At 36.1% G+C, this 17,164-nt stretch carries 19 protein-coding genes; 11 read left to right on the top strand and 8 right to left on the bottom strand.

From position 1 onward, the window contains the following. The first annotated feature begins 73 nt into the window (after positions 1-73). The 3 genes from H6F32_RS06970 (at position 74) to H6F32_RS06960 (ending at position 1,447) form a co-directional block, all read left to right on the top strand. Entirely contained in the window at positions 74-568 is a 495-nt protein-coding gene (locus H6F32_RS06970) for a Photosystem I reaction center subunit III (protein ID WP_190368606.1), read from the top strand. A gap of 40 nt (positions 569-608) precedes the next feature. Continuing rightward, a complete protein-coding gene (gene psaJ, locus H6F32_RS06965) occupies positions 609-755 on the top strand; it encodes a photosystem I reaction center subunit IX (RefSeq protein WP_190368605.1) in 147 nt (48 codons plus the stop codon). A gap of 173 nt (positions 756-928) precedes the next feature. Continuing rightward, complete coding sequence (locus H6F32_RS06960) at positions 929-1,447, top strand: photosystem I reaction center subunit XI (protein WP_277875056.1); 519 nt, start codon at positions 929-931, stop codon at positions 1,445-1,447. Positions 1,448-1,748: 301 nt separating this feature from the next. On the opposite strand, the gene H6F32_RS06955 is transcribed toward H6F32_RS06960, so the two are convergent. From H6F32_RS06955 to H6F32_RS06945, 3 genes are all read right to left on the bottom strand, one after another. Next, positions 1,749-2,987, bottom strand: coding sequence for an MltA domain-containing protein (locus tag H6F32_RS06955; protein WP_190368642.1), 1,239 nt, complete (start codon positions 2,985-2,987; stop codon positions 1,749-1,751). A 3-nt stretch (positions 2,988-2,990) separates the two neighbouring features. Beyond that, positions 2,991-3,239, bottom strand: coding sequence for a hypothetical protein (locus H6F32_RS06950; protein WP_190368603.1), 249 nt, complete (start codon positions 3,237-3,239; stop codon positions 2,991-2,993). Between the two features lie 336 nt (positions 3,240-3,575). Further along, positions 3,576-4,250: a ribonuclease T2 family protein gene (locus H6F32_RS06945; protein ID WP_242031071.1), complete on the bottom strand. Its 675-nt coding sequence runs from the start codon at positions 4,248-4,250 to the stop codon at positions 3,576-3,578. A 232-nt stretch (positions 4,251-4,482) separates the two neighbouring features. On the opposite strand from H6F32_RS06945, the gene H6F32_RS06940 reads away from it, so the two are divergent. Continuing rightward, positions 4,483-4,710 carry a photosystem II protein, Psb35-related gene (locus tag H6F32_RS06940; protein WP_190368602.1) on the top strand — a complete coding sequence of 76 codons (228 nt, stop codon included), beginning with the start codon at positions 4,483-4,485 and terminating at the stop codon, positions 4,708-4,710. A 125-nt stretch (positions 4,711-4,835) separates the two neighbouring features. Here the strand turns inward: H6F32_RS06940 and radA are convergent, their stop codons facing one another. Further along, positions 4,836-6,401, bottom strand: a complete 1,566-nt coding sequence (radA, locus tag H6F32_RS06935) for a DNA repair protein RadA (RefSeq protein WP_190368601.1) — start codon at positions 6,399-6,401, stop codon at positions 4,836-4,838. Positions 6,402-6,571: 170 nt separating this feature from the next. Between radA and rpaB the strand changes: the two genes are divergently transcribed. From rpaB to H6F32_RS06920, 3 genes are all read left to right on the top strand, one after another. Then, positions 6,572-7,300: a response regulator transcription factor RpaB gene (gene rpaB, locus H6F32_RS06930; RefSeq protein WP_190368600.1), complete on the top strand. Its 729-nt coding sequence runs from the start codon at positions 6,572-6,574 to the stop codon at positions 7,298-7,300. A 125-nt stretch (positions 7,301-7,425) separates the two neighbouring features. Then, positions 7,426-8,064 (top strand): cofactor assembly of complex C subunit B, encoded by a 639-nt coding sequence (locus tag H6F32_RS06925; protein ID WP_190368599.1) that lies wholly within the window; start codon positions 7,426-7,428, stop codon positions 8,062-8,064. Between the two features lie 301 nt (positions 8,065-8,365). Then, positions 8,366-8,869: a DUF456 domain-containing protein gene (locus tag H6F32_RS06920; RefSeq protein WP_190368598.1), complete on the top strand. Its 504-nt coding sequence runs from the start codon at positions 8,366-8,368 to the stop codon at positions 8,867-8,869. A 67-nt stretch (positions 8,870-8,936) separates the two neighbouring features. Here the strand turns inward: H6F32_RS06920 and nblB are convergent, their stop codons facing one another. The 3 genes from nblB to H6F32_RS06905 all read right to left on the bottom strand — a co-directional run bounded on the left by nblB (position 8,937) and on the right by H6F32_RS06905 (position 11,484). Next, complete coding sequence (nblB, locus tag H6F32_RS06915) at positions 8,937-9,593, bottom strand: phycobilisome degradation protein NblB (RefSeq protein WP_190368597.1); 657 nt, start codon at positions 9,591-9,593, stop codon at positions 8,937-8,939. Between the two features lie 90 nt (positions 9,594-9,683). Beyond that, the gene (locus H6F32_RS06910; protein WP_190368596.1) at positions 9,684-10,142 is read right to left on the bottom strand and encodes a CBS domain-containing protein; all 459 of its coding nucleotides are present in this window, start codon (positions 10,140-10,142) and stop codon (positions 9,684-9,686) included. Between the two features lie 463 nt (positions 10,143-10,605). Next, complete coding sequence (locus H6F32_RS06905) at positions 10,606-11,484, bottom strand: DUF5895 domain-containing protein (RefSeq protein WP_190368595.1); 879 nt, start codon at positions 11,482-11,484, stop codon at positions 10,606-10,608. Between the two features lie 521 nt (positions 11,485-12,005). Between H6F32_RS06905 and H6F32_RS06900 the strand changes: the two genes are divergently transcribed. After that, the gene (locus H6F32_RS06900; RefSeq protein WP_190368594.1) at positions 12,006-12,380 is read left to right on the top strand and encodes a hypothetical protein; all 375 of its coding nucleotides are present in this window, start codon (positions 12,006-12,008) and stop codon (positions 12,378-12,380) included. Positions 12,381-12,543: 163 nt separating this feature from the next. On the opposite strand, the gene H6F32_RS06895 is transcribed toward H6F32_RS06900, so the two are convergent. Next, the gene (locus tag H6F32_RS06895) at positions 12,544-13,842 is read right to left on the bottom strand and encodes a pentapeptide repeat-containing protein (protein ID WP_190368593.1); all 1,299 of its coding nucleotides are present in this window, start codon (positions 13,840-13,842) and stop codon (positions 12,544-12,546) included. 441 nt (positions 13,843-14,283) lie between these two features. Here H6F32_RS06895 and H6F32_RS06890 point away from each other — a divergent pair, with 441 nt between their 5' ends. The 3 genes from H6F32_RS06890 to H6F32_RS06880 all read left to right on the top strand — a co-directional run bounded on the left by H6F32_RS06890 (position 14,284) and on the right by H6F32_RS06880 (position 17,080). After that, entirely contained in the window at positions 14,284-15,027 is a 744-nt protein-coding gene (locus H6F32_RS06890; RefSeq protein ID WP_190368592.1) for a tetratricopeptide repeat protein, read from the top strand. A gap of 12 nt (positions 15,028-15,039) precedes the next feature. Next, positions 15,040-15,915, top strand: a complete 876-nt coding sequence (locus H6F32_RS06885; protein WP_190368591.1) for an NAD(P)-dependent oxidoreductase — start codon at positions 15,040-15,042, stop codon at positions 15,913-15,915. A gap of 202 nt (positions 15,916-16,117) precedes the next feature. Further along, positions 16,118-17,080: an SDR family NAD(P)-dependent oxidoreductase gene (locus H6F32_RS06880; protein WP_190368590.1), complete on the top strand. Its 963-nt coding sequence runs from the start codon at positions 16,118-16,120 to the stop codon at positions 17,078-17,080. The last annotated feature ends 84 nt before the right edge of the window (positions 17,081-17,164 follow it).

The raw sequence follows: 17,164 nt of genomic DNA, 5'->3' as shown, positions 1-17,164 counted from the left end.
TTGAAATATCTGTACAAGCCGCTTCGTTTTGTACACAGAACTTGTTGTTTTGTAACGGAAGGAAATAAACTTCATGAAACGATTGTTTGCTTTGATCCTGGCGATTGGTCTTTTTTTCAGCTTTGCTCCTGATGCTAAAGCTCTAGGTGCAAATCTTGTACCTTGTAAAGACTCCCCAGCCTTTCAAGAGCTTGCTCAATCAGCCCGTAATACCACTGCCGATCCCGAATCAGGCAAAAAACGTTTTGAACGCTATTCTCAAGCACTCTGTGGTCCAGAAGGCTATCCTCACCTCATCGTAGATGGCCGCTTAGATCGTGCTGGTGATTTCTTAATTCCTAGCATTCTCTTTCTCTACATCGCTGGTTGGATAGGTTGGGTAGGCCGTGCTTACTTACAAGCAATCAAGAAAGAAGCTGATGCAGAACAAAAAGAAATTCAGATTGATTTAGGTATTGCTTTGCCTATTATCACATCTGGCTTTGCTTGGCCAGCCGCAGCACTCAAGGAATTTCTCTCTGGCGAATTAACCGCTAAAGATTCTGAAATTACTGTGTCTCCACGCTAATTGATCCACTTTCATTCACCTAATTTTGGAGAATAAAATCATGGCTGACAAAGAAGACCAAAAGTATTTGGTAAAATTTCTTACCACTGCACCCGTAGCGGCTACTATCTGGTTAAGCATCACTGCTGGAATTTTGATTGAATTTAACCGCTTTTTCCCTGACTTACTTTTCCACCCCTTACCATAATTGGCAAATTAGGTAATTATTAAGCAGTTAGGAATCAGAAACCAATATATACCCAAATAACAGGTATAACCTGAAAAGGCTAACTGCTAATTACTGGTATCTGAGTGCTTGCTCATCTTTACTCAGTATGAAACTCACTAGTTATTCAATTAAATGTATATCTGTTGAGTTTCATGCTGTCAAGCAGAAACGTAACCCATCCAAAAATCTATCCAAGGAATCGAGAAATAGTTATGGCAGCAGGACTTGACCCACAAAAAGGCGACCTAGTAACTCCTATTAATTCTGCTCCTTTGGTACAGTGGTTTATTAACAACTTACCAGCTTACCGTGTTGGTTTAACCCCTTTCAGACGCGGTTTAGAAGTAGGCATGGCTCATGGTTATTTGTTGTTTGGACCTTTCCACAAATTAGGACCATTACGCAATGCTGAAAATGCAAGTTTAGCAGGTTTATTAGGAACTATTGGTTTAGTTGTGATTTTAACAGCTTGCCTATCTCTTTATGCTAATAGCAATCCTAATAAAGCTCTGGCTAGTGTAACTGTACCTAATCCTCCTGTGGATGCTTTTAATTCTAAGGAAAGCTGGACAAACTTCGCTAGTGCTTTCTTGATTGGTGGTATTGGTGGTGCTGTTACCGCTTACTTTTTAACCCTTAATTCTGGTTTAATTCAAGGTTTAATAGGTTAATTAGCTATCATTTATCAGCTTTTAGCAATTAACTTAATAAATGGTAATAGGTAATATTGCTTTTACCTGTTACCATTTTTTTATTTAAACTCAGGACTTACGCAACTGGCACATTGGTAGGGTGTGGTTTGACAAGCTCACCAACCACGTCAGAAAGTATAAATCATGTAAATAACCAAATTATTGATACCTGACGCACCCACTCAACAGATTTTTTAGTGTGACACTTGCGTAAGCCCTAAACTGTTTTATCCGCCTAAATCCCAATCAAAATGGATAACTGACTGCTAACTCCTGAATCCTATTCCTTCAACAATAAATAGAACAGTGAACCATTACCACCCGTAATACCTGCGCGATCGCCCGCTAATTTACCCGTACCCATAAAATAATCTACTCTACCAGGTCCTTTAATAGCACTACCTGTATCTTGATCTAACACGAAACGTTGTACGCTGCGTCTTTCTAGCCCTCCTCTACCATTGGGATAGGGAAAAGCATTACTAATTAATGCTAACGCTCCTGGAGGCATTAAAGACTTATCTGTAGCAATAGAACGTTCTGGAGTCACAGGAACATTTATACTACCTGTAGCCTTTGTACCACCAGTTTCCTTAAAGAAAACAAATCTTTCCCACCGAGGTAAATAATTACTCAATTCCTGGGGATGTTTACGGAAGTAACTAATTAGTTTAGGCATAGTTAAACCTTCTAATGGTAACTTACCATCTTTAGCTAACTCCCTACCTATACTAGTCCAAGGATAATCTGTACCAGCATCATAACCTACAGAAGTTCTCTGTCCATTAGTTAATTTAATTTGCGCTGATCCTTGAATGTGAATCATATACGCATCTAGGCGATTTCTAAACCAGAGAATTTCTAAACCTTGTAACCTACTTTGATTACCTAATAACCCATCTCTACCTTCTAATTCTACCCGTTTAGGATGTGGTTTAGCCCATTTGTCAAAGTCCGGAGGTATACGATACAATGGGTATTTGTACACTGAAGTTCTGACACGACTGGCCACATATTCTGGTTCATAATAAGCGGTAAACTTTACAGTACCTTTACCATCATTACCAACAGATTGATAATAGACAAATTCCCGACTTACTGCCGCTTGTAATTCAGCTGGTGAGTTAGAATTAACCAATAATTGACGAAACCGGACCAAACTACGGTGTACCCGATTTAAAGTAATCTCTTTAATGGGATAATTCGCGTATATCATTGCCGCGTTATTTGTTTCTAAATAACGCAAACTATGATCTATAGAAGCTAATAAAGCATCTTTATCACCTTTTCGTCTCCCATTATTCCAAAGTTGTTCATCCCAACCTAGACAATTTCCAGGATTACAAGTTGCTGGTACTGTAATAGGTTGTAAAGCAGGTAATGGTTGTGGTTGTTCTGTTTCCACTGTAACAGGTATTGTGATGGGTTGAGAATTAGCATCTTGAGCAAACACTAGGGATAATGGGTTTACTAAAGTTATTCCCAAACTCAAAGACAGCAAAGCAACGGTTTTTCTGATCATTTATCTTTCAATACTAGAATTAAATACAGGTTCTACTCGAATACCCACTATTCGAGACGGCCTTACTACCATATATTCTCCCTGGATATTTTTAATCGGTACACTAATAAAATCTTCTGAAGCAGATTTAGGTACAAGCTCTCCACTATACCACTTCTGAAAGTCTTGAATCGTTGGAAAACGTACCTCTTCTCGATGACCAGTTTCTAACAGTAGAAAAACAGCATATTCATTAGGAGTTCTTGGCATAAGTTTACACCATTAAAATTTCTTTTCCTTATTTATAACAGGAAATGGTGACAGGTGATGGGTCTTTTTTACACTTCTGCTATTGTAAAATCTGTCAGATTTTTAAATCTAGCCAATCAGCAAGTTATTAATTTATCAAGCGTATTGAGAGACATTTTGTGCTGATTAAACTTGTATATGCATTAAATCGTTGTCGGGACAATTGATGAATTGCTAACAAATTTTTCCATATTTCATCCTCAAAATGCTTTATTTTGACACACTGACCTTCAAAAACTTTGCAGTTGTTTAACTCAAACAAGGACTGAAATTAATTTATCTAGGTCTTGGCTTTATTCACCATCCCCTAACTAGAAAATTCGCTTGACCACAACTTTTTTGCGATCGCTTAATTATTTCCTGACTACAAATACCCGCTTTTCCATCTTTAGAAAAACAGAAAAATACCTCTTTTAAAAATCTTCCAGAATCAGAACAATAGGGAGCTATACTATTAGGAGACAATTCACTATTAGCACTAATAAAAGCAGTTTTTAAATCTTTAATTGTAGTGCGAAAAGGCTGTTTTGGAAGATGATAAGCTGAAGGAATAGCTACAGAATCTTTTAATTTTTTACTAAATGATAAATATTCCTCGGGAGTTTTACCAGAACAAGTTCCATGTTTATTCCATTGATGATTATAAAGTTTATCACTGGGAAATAAACCAGGAAATTTTTGTTTTACAGCACTGGGTAATTTTTGAGTTGTACAATTAGCAGGATAACCTTTTTCATTTTGTGGCCATAAACCATGCAATACAAAACCTAATTTTTTACCTATTTTACACTGTTGTGGATCACGACTACCATTTTTAGCGCAGTAATCAGGCGACCAAGACAAACTTAAAACATAAAAGTCAAATTTTCCTGTAATATTTTGAGATAATACTGGACTATTTATAGTTAAACTAGCCAAAAATATAGAAGATGCGACTAATAACGTTTTAATTCTCATTTTTATGGTACTCATGTCAAACTCCCCTAATAACGTTTTACTTCTCATTTTTATCGCACTCATGATAACACTCAGATACCGGACTTCTTAAAGAAGTCCGGTATCTTTTTTGAGGATCTTTTTTGAATCTTTCTCGTTCTCACTACCTTATAGTTCGGAATACACACCAAAGAATAAATTGCAAGTTTTGTAAAGATAATGTTATATTTCTTTACATAAGGAAATAAATAAAGCGAGAGGATTAAAAATGACAGTCTTAGTTATATTATTGGTTGTGGGTTGGGTATCTGCTGCGGTTATAGGTTCTTTAGCATATTTTTTAGGCGAACAATCTAAGCCCATACATGAGCGTAATTGGAACTCTTCAGAGTTTGAAAAGTTAGCTAAATCTATTACGGGATTAGATACAGACTTTATGAATCGTGTCCCTGCCTATGCAATAGATATTTACGCTATTCGCAATTTAAGTAAATAGTCATATTTTCAAAGACACTTAAATAACAAATATCCCCTACTTCCTGAGGATGTGGGGGATATTTTTTGACTAAAGTAGTAGGTTGGGTTGAGGTATGAAACCTAACAAACCCAACCTAAAAATATCTACTCATCTATTTCTAAGTCCTCCTCTGTCAATTCTTGATGAGGCACAGCCGCAATAATCGCATCTATAACTTTAGAAACTGGTAATATATCTATCCCAATATCAGGAAATTTTGTCCCTTTAGGAACTATAGCCCGTTGAAATCCTAATTTAGCCGCTTCTTTTAATCTTAATTCCATTTGCGACACCGATCGCACTTGTCCTCCTAAACCCACTTCTCCAATTAATACCGTACCAGGATCAACTATTCTATCTCGGAAACTAGCCACAATTGCTACCGCCATTCCTAAATCTACCGCAGGTTCTTCTACGTTTAAACCCCCTGCTGATGCTACATAAGCATCTAACTTGGACATGGGTACACCCACTCGTTTTTCTAATACTGCCAAAATTTGTACTAACCTATTATAATCTATTCCTGTGGCAGCCCTTCTAGGTGATGGATAACTAGTAGGACTTACTAATGCTTGTAATTCTACTACTATAGGTCTTGTTCCTTCACAAGCTACTACTATAGCTGTACCTGGTGCGGGATCATCACGGTTACCTAAAAATAACTCTGAGGGGTTAGGTACTTCCCTTAATCCATTAGATACCATTTCAAATATACCAATTTCATGGGTAGCACCAAAACGATTTTTAACAGTTCTTAATAATCTGTGGGAAGCAAAGCGATCGCCCTCAAAATACAATACTGTATCTACTAAATGTTCTAATACCCTTGGTCCTGCAATAGTTCCTTCCTTAGTTACATGACCAACTATTAACATAGTAATATCTTCATGTTTAGCTACTTTCATTAAAGCGGCTGTACATTCTCTAACTTGAGCCACTGATCCCGGTGCAGATGTTAAAGATGGAAAAAATACAGTTTGAATACTATCTATTACTGCCAAATTTGGTTTAAGAGAATCTATCTCTTTTAATATTTCTTCTAAGTCAGTTTCAGGAAGTACATATAAATCTGCACTTAAATGATCAGTAGAAATAGGATGTTGGGAAATTTCTATAACAGGATCATCATCAGAATTTTGGGAATTTTTGGAACTTTCGGCAGTTTCAGGATTTTCGGAATTAACTAGATTAACAGACTTAGAGACACCTAAACGAGAAGCCCGTAACTTTACTTGTTGTCCAGATTCCTCACCAGTAACGTAAAGAATACGATATTTTTGAGCCAATTGATTAGATACTTGCAAAAGTAAAGTAGATTTACCGATACCAGGATCACCACCAATGAGAACCATAGAACCAGGAACCACACCACCACCCAAAACTCGATCTAACTCGCCATAACCAGAGTCCCAACGAGCGATTTGGCGATCGCTAATTTGGTCAAAAGTCAAAGCAGCCCTAGCTTTGGGAGGTTTTCCAGGAGATTTAGAAGTAGGTGAACCACTTTGCCAATTACCCACTCCACCCCGGCCAGGAACATCCACCGAAGATTGAATAGTAAACTGCTCCTCCAAAGAGTTATAAGTACCACAGGAGGGACATTTACCAAACCATTGGGAAGACTCCGATGCACAATTACTGCAAATAAAGAAAGTTTTTGGCTTTGCCATGCTGAAAATCTAGGTAATAATCTTAATTTTTTATTAATTTTTGGAAAAAACCGACAGCTAATAATAGTAATAGTTATAGCATTTTCCAGATCAATTAAAGAATGATATTCTAATAATTATGATAATAACAATTAAAGATGAAAAATTTTACTTAAGGAGCATGAAAAAACTTGGAAAGTCATAAAGAAAAAATCCTGGTAGTAGACGACGAAGCCAGCATTCGCCGGATTTTGGAAACACGCCTTTCCATGATAGGCTATGACGTGGTAACGGCTGGGGATGGCGAAGAGGCTTTAGAAACATTTCGTAAAGCAGAACCGGATCTAGTAGTATTGGATGTAATGATGCCCAAACTAGATGGTTATGGAGTTTGTCAGGAATTACGCAAAGAGTCCGACGTACCCATAATTATGCTTACAGCTTTAGGAGATGTGGCAGATCGCATCACCGGTTTAGAATTGGGTGCAGATGATTATGTCGTCAAACCATTTTCTCCCAAAGAACTAGAAGCGCGAATTCGTTCTGTACTGCGTAGAGTAGATAAAACAGGTGCAAATGGTATTCCTAGTTCCGGAGTGATTCATGTTAGCACCATCAGAATTGATACCAATAAACGGCAAGTTTATAAGGGTGATGAACGTATTAGGTTGACTGGCATGGAATTTAGCCTGCTAGAACTATTGGTAAGTCGTTCAGGAGAAGCATTTTCTCGGTCAGAAATTTTACAAGAGGTATGGGGATATACACCCGAACGTCATGTAGATACTCGTGTAGTTGATGTACATATTTCTCGGTTAAGGGCAAAATTAGAAGATGATCCTAGTAACCCAGAATTGATACTAACTGCTAGAGGTACTGGTTATCTGTTTCAAAGAATACTTGAGCCAGGAGAAGAGTAGTATTCAGGTATTCTTGCTTGCGTAGTTGCGCTTTAGCGCAATCTACCAAAACAGCGCAAATACCTTAAATCAAACAAGATAATAGTAACCCATATTATAAAATACATTGTTGAATTATACTTGAGATGTCAAAATCCGATTCTAGTCGCGTTTTGCGACTTTTACCATTAGTAGCTGGAAGTTTAGGAGCTACACTATTATTTATTAACCGTCTATTAACACCGGACATTACCGACTCTCAAGCACGAGGAGATGTCTTAGGAGTTATCTTAAGTGCAGTATTAATTTTAACGGGATTAATTTGGCAACAAGTACAACCGCGCTTACCAGAAACAGTAGAACTATTGGGAAAAGAAGGTTTTACCTTAGCTGATGATTTATCAGATTCAGTAAAAACCGAATTGGCTTGGGCATCACATTTACTATTAACTAATACGGTCACGCGATCGCTCATTGTCTATTATGAAGGTAAAGTTTTATTAAGAAGGGGAATTTTACCGGAAAAATCCGTTGTCACTCCTGGGGCGATCGTCAAAAGAGTATTAGACACACATAAACCCGTTTATTTAGTAGCATTAAAAGTCTATCCAGGGAGATTTGAATTTGACTATTTACCAGAAAACACACAAGGTGTAATTTGTCAACCTATAGGCACAAAAGGAGTTTTAATATTAGGTGCAAATGCTCCACGCAGTTATACTAGACAAGATGAAAATTGGATTAAAGGTATAGCAGATAAATTAGCTGTGACAATGGATAATTAACAGGAGTTAGGAGTCAGTGAGGAGATTTCACAGTTTATAGCATTTATTAAACTCGTTACATACAAATCTAAATGATAAAAATATTGTATTGCGGGCAAGATTACCGCTAAATATTTACCTCACTTCGATAAGATTCGCTGTATCACTATCAAACCTTTGATTTATCAACATTTTGCTTATTTGTGTAAACCCCAATTAATCAAAATTTTGATGTTGAAAGTTTCACCATTCGGAGGCGTTAGTCATAACCCGATAGCTGATAGCTAAACACTGTAAAAATAAATAGTCATGTTGATGATTTATGTTAATAACTTATTGGTTGCTAGTTGCTGTAATGATTGTAGGCGTAATTGGTGCTGTAGTTCCTGCAATTCCTGGTAGTAGTTTGATTTTAATAGCTATGATTATTTGGGGTATTGTTAGTGGTTCATTAGCAGCAATTAAAATTCCTTTAATCGTCACAATAATTGTTTTAATTCTAAGTATCGGAGTAGATTTTTTAGCGGGTTATTTAGGTGCAAAACAAGCTGGCGCGAGTAAATGGGGACAAATAGGGGCTTTTGTAGGTTTACTATTAGGATTTTTTGGATTATTACCCACCTTACCCTTTGGAGGTCCATTATTAGGTATTTTATTTGGTCCTTTACTCGGTGCAATTGTGGGAGAACTTTTGTATCAACGTCAATTATGGCCCGCGATAAAAGCTGGTATTGGTATTACGGTAGGTACTGTGCTTGGGAATGTAATTCAAGGTATTTTAGCGATTACTGCGCTAGTAGTATTTTTAATCACTACATGGCCATAGAATTGTTGTATCTTGTGTGATAGTGCATAATATCCCCTTTTCTGGAAGAAATTGGGGATATTATTTTTTATGTCAAAGCCTGCTTTGCTTCATTAGCAACAACTTCGACTTCATCCTTAGCTAACTGTTCTAATAAAGGTTTTGTTTGTGCATCTGCTAAATTCACTAATGCCTGAACTAGACGATAACGAATTTGCCAATCAGGATTACTGACATAAGGAGCTAAAATATTGAGAGCATCTTCATGTCCCAATTCTCCCAAAGAACTAATAGCCGCAGTTTGCACTAAGCCATTATCAGAATTTAATGCTTCCTTTAACAAGTCAAAGCCTCGCGGATCACCTAAAGATCCTAAAGTAGACAAAATACTAAATTGTACTAACCATTCCGGGGTAGTCTCATAAAGTTCCTTGATATCTTCAAAAGCAGCCTGTAACTTCAAAGCACCTAAACAGTCTGCGGCAGCGGCTTGTACATCCGGTTCAGGATCTTTGAGTAATTTCCGCAAGACATCCAAAGCTAAATCCAAATCTTGGGATCCGAGAGTATCAAATTGACTCACAGCAGAATAACGTACACGGGCGTTTTTATCAGAAATAGCGATTTGTACTAATTCTAAGGCAGTTTTGGGTTCTAATTCTCGAATTTGATTCACTGCACGTAAGCGATCGCCAAAATTTTCCGAACTTAATAATTCTCTCACAGAATCGGCCGAAACAGTCATTAAACTAGTCCTTTTAAAATAATTGATAATTGGTGATGGGTAATTGGTGATGGGTAATTGGTAAAATTTTGATCACCTGTCACCTATAACCTATTCAGCAGCCATAGCGCGGATAATATCACCACGAGTGAGAATGCCAATGACCTTACCAGTATTATCAATTACAGGTAAACGATGAACCTTATGGTCTTGGATGAACTTTGCCGCTTGTTTGATAGACTTATCAGGAGAAATAGTTAAAGGATTTTTGCTCATTACTTCCCCAACAGTTTGGCCTAACGCTTTATGTAGATCCCGCTCATAAGTAGCAGGATTTTGTAAATAAATCACGCTATCTAACAACATAATGTATGCTGGTGGAGTTACGCCAGTTTCTTGCCACATTAAGTCTGTTTCTGAGATAATGCCCACTAATTTACCCGTGTCATCAATGACAGGTAGACCACTAATATGTTTTTCTGCCAAAATTTTGATAGCTTCTTTTAACGGAGTTTGAGGAGCAACAGAGATAGGATCACTACTCATCACCTCAGCAACGGTTTTAAGCATTTTTTGTACCTACACCTTTTATAAGTCTTTTTCATTGTTGTTTATTATTCTAGGAAATTATCGCTCATAAATAAATTATCTGATAAATAACCGTCAACTTTCAGTTTTCTTATTCTTAGCTGAAAGCTGATATGGTAGCTGATATAGTGATAGTATTTGAATTTACAAAAAATTTAACTACTTGTAAGGTGTATTAGGCAGAGCCGTAATGCACCATTAATCAAGTTTAGTGTTATCCAAATTAAAAGCACAACAGCTTACTCATTAGTTAATAGACATCTTGTGATAATTAGATAAGCTAATGTGCAGCACTCACTGTATAATTAAAAAACCTGAAGTTACAGTAGCACAAGCATCTTGCTTGTATTAATTATTCAAGTTAAAGGCACAACAGCTTATGCGTTTCTTACAACCCTTGTAGAGACGTTCTATAGAACGTCCCTACATTAATTATCGGACAGGTCTAATATGGTGGATAAGCAAAATCATCATCATCTGCATAAACATAAGAATTAGTCAGACCAGACATTTCTGCTTTGGAAATATCTGGTTTAGTTGTCTCTTTGCCAAATTCTTTATATTCTTCAAAAGTCTTACAAATTATTTCTGATTCTGGAGAATCTGACGCAATCAAATAATCTGTTAAAGTAGAAACCGTAGGATGTTTATAATCTACAGTAGAGGCAATTAAAGCAATATTTGGTTGTATTCCCCTTTCTTCACATTCAATTATCGGACAAAAAATACCATGAGCGTGAAATAATGGACCTTTAGGAGTTACTGGTTTCTTTTGAAAACCAGCATAGGCTTTTTCTAATTCTCCTGCAAAACCTCCTGTAATTCTCCCTTGTTGATATTCCATATAACTCTTACCAAAACTTGCTCCTGCTGCACCGCTCAAGGTTAATTGTAATGGTAATTGATGTAAAAATTTCTTATCTTCTCCTACTAAAAAGATTAGATGTCGAGTAAAGGTTTTAAACTTCATTTTATCTGCTAAAAAAGCATCATAATTATCCTTAAACGTTCCTAATTTATTACCCGTTTCTCGATCTTTGACAGATAAAGGACCCCTACGCACAATCACTAGTCGGGGAGTGGTGCTAATAAACACTGGTTCTGTTTCCCCAGAATTAAATTCATGTTCTACTTGTTGCCAGTTATCATCTGGTTGAAAACCTACTGCTTGAGCATTTTCCACACGAATTGCTAAACCATAACTTTGCAAACCATCTGTACCATAACGAGGGTTGATCATTAAACCCCAAGGAATGACTTGAGATGGTGGGGCGTTAAATTTTTCATCTTCAAAATCAAATTTAGCAGATGCTTTTTCTTTCATAGTCTTCTATTTATCAATTAATCAATGTTTTTTGATTTACAAGTTTGACTTACAAGTTTTTGTAAATTTACCTTCGTTCGATAATTTTAACATGAGAAATAGGTGATTGGTAATTAAGTACGGAGTGCCGACTAGGGACCACGAACCAGGGAGAAAATTCTTCATTCTGACTCCCGGATCTCCTGACTCCTCAATTATGAGTCTAGTTATAAGAAATGTTAAGCATTGTGTAACAAGGTTGTTGGGGATCAACTGTTACCTGATAAGAATCTATAAGTCTATATTCCCAAAGGCTTATAGAATAAGGAATCTATATATCTTCAAGTATATTCCGCAGGAATTTCATAGTTAGCTGAGATGAAATGTAAATTTTAGTAAAGAAATGCTCATTTTTCTCAGAAGATTCTATATACTGGATTTCACTGAAAGAAAATACAGTTAGTTCGCACTATAGCGATAAATAACTGGAAAAACTGGAAAAAATCACATTAAAACTTGCTGTGTATTAGGAGAATAAACAAATGGTTTCGGCTCAAAGTGCTAGTCTGGGTAAAACCTACTCCTTGTTAATGATGAAAAGCTTTCTAATTTGGACTTTTACATTGGCAGTGTGCTTATTAGTTGTCGGTTTTCCATTGGTTGTATTAATGGCTACTGTTGGTTGTTTATTATCTATTGTGTTACAGTCTGTAATGCCTACTACTGCTGTATTAGTAGTGGCTGGTGGTTTGGTCATGTTTAATGTAATGGCAGTATTAATTGGTGCTGGTGTATTAACTGCTAAGGGTATTCATCCTACGCAGATTAAATGGTTAAGTTGGTTACATGGTGAAGAGGAAAAAGCGCACACTGCTGTTTATGCGGCTTGTCCTTTAACTTGTAGTCTTGATAAATAATCAATAAGTAATGGTTAATTTGTAATTAATTTGTGATTAATTTCTGTTCTTTAAAACTCGACAAACAGTACATCTGCCCGGTTAGTCCGGGTTTTTTCATGTATGTAGGCTTGATAATAGCCAGGAGTCAGGGGTTGGGAGTCTTGCTCCCGCACCCTACCTATTATTTTTGCAGTTTGTTGGGAATATCTGCACAACCTCCGGGAATGGTTTTACGGGTTTTTTCTCCACCCCAACAACAGCAGTAATAACGGGCAGATTCAGACATTCTTTGGACGTTGGTAAAGTCAGCATTTTCCACTACTGCACCAGTATATTCTCCAGTTTCATAGTTAGGTACTTCCGTGCGACTACGAGGTGATGCTTGTTCCACAGTACCGTAAAATAGGCGTGTGCCATTTAAGTCTGCTGCCCTGAGATTAGCTTCATAAAGAATACTACGGGCGAGGTTAGCTTTGACGAGTTTACAATTACTTAGGTTGGCACGAACTAGGTTAGCTTCACTTAATTCTGTCCAACGGAGATCGGTTTCTGAAAGGTCTGCTGCTGCTAACATTACTCCTAAGTCTATGACTCTCACTCCTTCAAGTCTATCTTCAGCATAACCTCCTGTACCATCAAGTATAGCTCTACCTAAACGGCGATCGCGCTGTAGGGGTGTTAATAATTTAGAACGAGAGAGAAACCGCAGTATTTTAGCTTTACCACTGGCATCTACACTACTAAATATAGCGGCTGTGCGTCCTTCGGCGATCGCTCGTTCCTGTGGCCAGTCTTCTAATAATCCTTCTTCATCTAACACTAGATCGGAAACTCCTTGAAAGTAGGAGTCTATGGTTTGCTGTTGGGTGATAATATTTTGTTGGGCTGTGAGTTGGTTTTGTTGAATTGTCAGGTCTTTGGAAATTATATATTGTCGCCAAGCTACATAAACTGCTACAACGGCTATAGATATTTGTCCTAACGCGCCAAACCATTCTGCTAATGTTCCTGAAGCGTCCCAGTTTACTTTTCTTTCTAAGAGTAATAAGCGATCGCCTAAATCAGTAAATTGAAATAAACCGATAATGCCAATTATAGCTCCCACTAAACCAATAAATATAATTTTCTCTTCTGGTGAAAACCATTTTTGCACCGCATCTTTGAGCGAGGGATATAAGATGATACTTGATAATACTAAAGTTGCTAAACTGCCCAAAATTCCTAAAAGTGAGCTATTAATCAGTATAGCCACCAAAGTAATAATAATAGCTATGCTCAGTAAAGATATACTATTAAGTGTAAATTTGATTTGAAAACTAGGATTGTTTTCTCCTAGAATTTTCAGCCGAGGTTTTTTCTCATTGACCACTACTGGGGTGTTTTCACTATCGGTATACTGAGTATGATCATTAATTGGTAAATTGTCTTCCTGGTGGACTTCTGGATTGGATGAATGGGAAGATTCTGGTGGAATACTCATGTTATCTAATAAAATACCTTAATTTTACTTGTTTTTTAATATTGATATTTCTACTGGTAGATTTTACTAGATTTTACATTTTTTGCCAAGATGCCAAAATTTCTGCTAACAAATATAAATTTCTCTGATATTGCTATAACTAATTGCTATAATTAGCAATTATCTGGGGTAAAGTTCGCTTATTATGATGTCAACCTATTTGTAGGTGTAATAAATCTCTAATTCTCTATATCAGATCATTTGATTTATTGACCCTTAATATGGTATAGTATGTGAAATTTATGTTCGAGAAAAATTTTCATAAACTTTATGTAGACTTTAAATAATCAAAAAACAATTAGTAAAAAAAGGGTTGTTTTAGATACGAATTGCCTATCTCAATTTGTTCTATGATCAACATCTAATAAAAATCTAAAATTTGTCAAAATTTGTAGGTGCAATATGGTAATTTGGCGGTGCTTAATTGCCTGCGGATTAATTAGTTTTCTCACAGTTGGTTGTAATGGTTGGGTCAATTCTTCTGAAGAAAATGCCCAAGAAATTGTACAACAAAATAATGTAAATCAGTTATTAACAGAAGCACAAGACAGTCAAAAAGCAGAGAACTTATTAATCCAGGGTAATACATTATTAGATACCCATCGTTATCAGGAAGCTTTATTAGTTTATGATCAAGTCATAGCTATTAAAAATGATAGTGAAGAAACTTGGGTAAATCGAGGAAATGCCTTAATAGCTTTACGGAAATATGCAGAGGCTTTGGAGTCTTATAATAAGGCGATCGCTCTCAAACCAAATAAAGATGAAGCCTGGTATAATAAAGGTAATGCGTTAACAGCTTTACGGCGTTATCAAGAAGCAGTAAAATCATATCAACAAGCGATCGCTATTGAACCAAATAAATCGGAGGCTTGGATTAATAAAGGAATTGCTTTAACCAGATTACAACGTTATCAAGAAGCGTTAGCATCCTATAATCAAGCCTTAGTTATTACACCTAATTTACATCAAGCCTATTATAATAAGGCTTGTAATTATGCTCTACAAAATAATGTAGAATTAGCGATAGAAAACTTAAAACAAGCTATTGAACTTCTGCCAAAAAAATACAAAAAACTAGCAAGAACAGACTCAGATTTTGATAAAATTAGAAATGAAAAACAGTTTCAGGAACTATTACAATAAATTCAGCGTAATATGAAAAAACTCTTAGTTACAGGTGTAAGTGGATTTTTAGGGTGGCACCTCTGCCAGATAATCAACCGAGAAGAATGGGAAATTTACGGTACTTATGCCCATAAATTAATAGACATTTGTGGAACTAAAATCATTAAAAATGATTTAACAAACTTGGCACAATTAACAACATTATTTCAGGAGATACAACCTGATGCAGTGATTCATTTAGCAGCCAAATCTCAACCTAATTACTGTCAACTAAACCGCGAAGAATCTTATAAAATTAATGTTACTGCATCTTGTAATATAGCAGGACTTTGTGCAGATAATTCTATACCACTAGTATTTACATCAACAGATTTAGTATTTGATGGTTTAAACCCACCTTATCAAGAAACAGATAAAGTATCACCTGTAAATATTTATGGAGAACAAAAAGTAGCGGCAGAAATAGGAATATTAAATATATACCCTTCAGCCACAATTTGTAGAATGCCGTTAATGTTTGGCAATCAAACACCCACAGCAAAAAGTTTTATTCAGCCATTTATAGAGATATTAAAAAATGGACAAGAACTGAATTTATTTACAGATGAATTTCGCACTCCAGTTAGTGCCAATACAGCAGCAAAAGGGTTATTATTAGCACTAGAAAAAGTGCAGGGAATAATTCATTTAGGAGGAAAAGAACGTATTTCGCGTTATGATTTTGGGAAAATATTAGTCGAAGTATTGCAACTTCCTGGAGATAAATTAAAATCCTGTTTACAGTCAGAGGTAAAAATGGCAGCGCCAAGGCCAAAAGATGTTTCCTTGCATAGTGAAAAAGCCTTTAATTTAGGATATGAACCATTATCTATCAGAGAAGAATTAGAGATATTTGTTAAAGAATAAATCTTTAATTATGTACATAAAGTAGTGGAAGCAGGCGATTTTTAAGTTGTAGGAATATTGATTCCTATAATTGATGCTTCTGCTAATATTATATTTTTAATTATTACTCTGATGTGATTAAGATTTGATTTCATGGTTGTTGACAAAGGGGTAAGTTAATGTTATAATTCTATCTGATAAATACAAAATTTATTATCATAAAATGAACAAAAATCTTGTGGGAAAAATTGCCTTAGTCACAGGTGCTACTAGAGGAATTGGTAAAGGAATTGCCATAGCTTTGGGAGAAGCTGGGGCTACGGTATATATTACAGGACGGACTTTAGTAGCTAATAATAATGATGCTATTGGTGGTAGTTTACAAGAAACTGAAACGGCAATTATAGAAGCGGGTGGAGTTTGTATTTCTGTACAGGTTGATCATAGTAATGATGAGGAAATAAAAGAACTTTTTGCACGTATTGAGAGAGAACAAAATGGTCAATTAGATATTTTAGTTAATAATGTCTATGGTGGAGTGCAAAGGTTAAGAAATGAATTTGGTAAACGATTTTGGGAATGTGAACCTAATTTTTGGGATGCTGCTAATAATGTGGGTTTAAGAAGTCATTATGTAGCTAGTGTTTATGCCGCAAGAATGATGACAAAACGCCAAGAGGGGATAATTTTTACTATTTCTTCCTGGGGTGGAATGTCCTATATTTTTAATGTACCTTATGGTGTGGGAAAAAGTGCTTGTGACAGATTAGCAGCAGATATGGCCATAGAATTAAAACCTTATGGTGTCAGTTCTTTAGCTATTTATCCTGGTATTGTAGGTACAGAACATATTACAAATTTTGCCCAGGAACAGAGTTTAGAAAATGGTAATTCCTCATTATTTGGTGATGGTTATAATTGGGAAACACCGTTATTTACTGGGAGAGCGATCGCTGCATTAGCATCTGATCCTGATATTATCAAATATACAGGTAAAATACAAGTTGTAGCAGAAGTTGCTAAGAAATATCACATAGTAGATGAAAATGGTAATTGTCCAGTTTCATTGCGTTCTTTACGGTTTATTTTCACTATGGCAATACCTTTTTTAAGAAAATATAGTTGGTTAATTCCTGATGTAATTATTCCCGGTTGGTTATTTTCATTTTTACGTGGTTTGGTGTGAGTTATATAAGAGTGAGATTCCTGATTTATTGAAGAAGTCGGGGATTTAATTTTGTTATCAGGTTCATACAGCAGTTTCCGTTAT

Origin of the sequence: Anabaena sp. FACHB-1237, from assembly GCF_014696225.1 — a bacterium.
Taxonomy (GTDB): Bacteria; Cyanobacteriota; Cyanobacteriia; order Cyanobacteriales; family Nostocaceae; genus FACHB-1237.
Note: the sequence above shows the minus strand (reverse complement) of the source record. Positions and strands in the feature narration are given on the sequence as shown.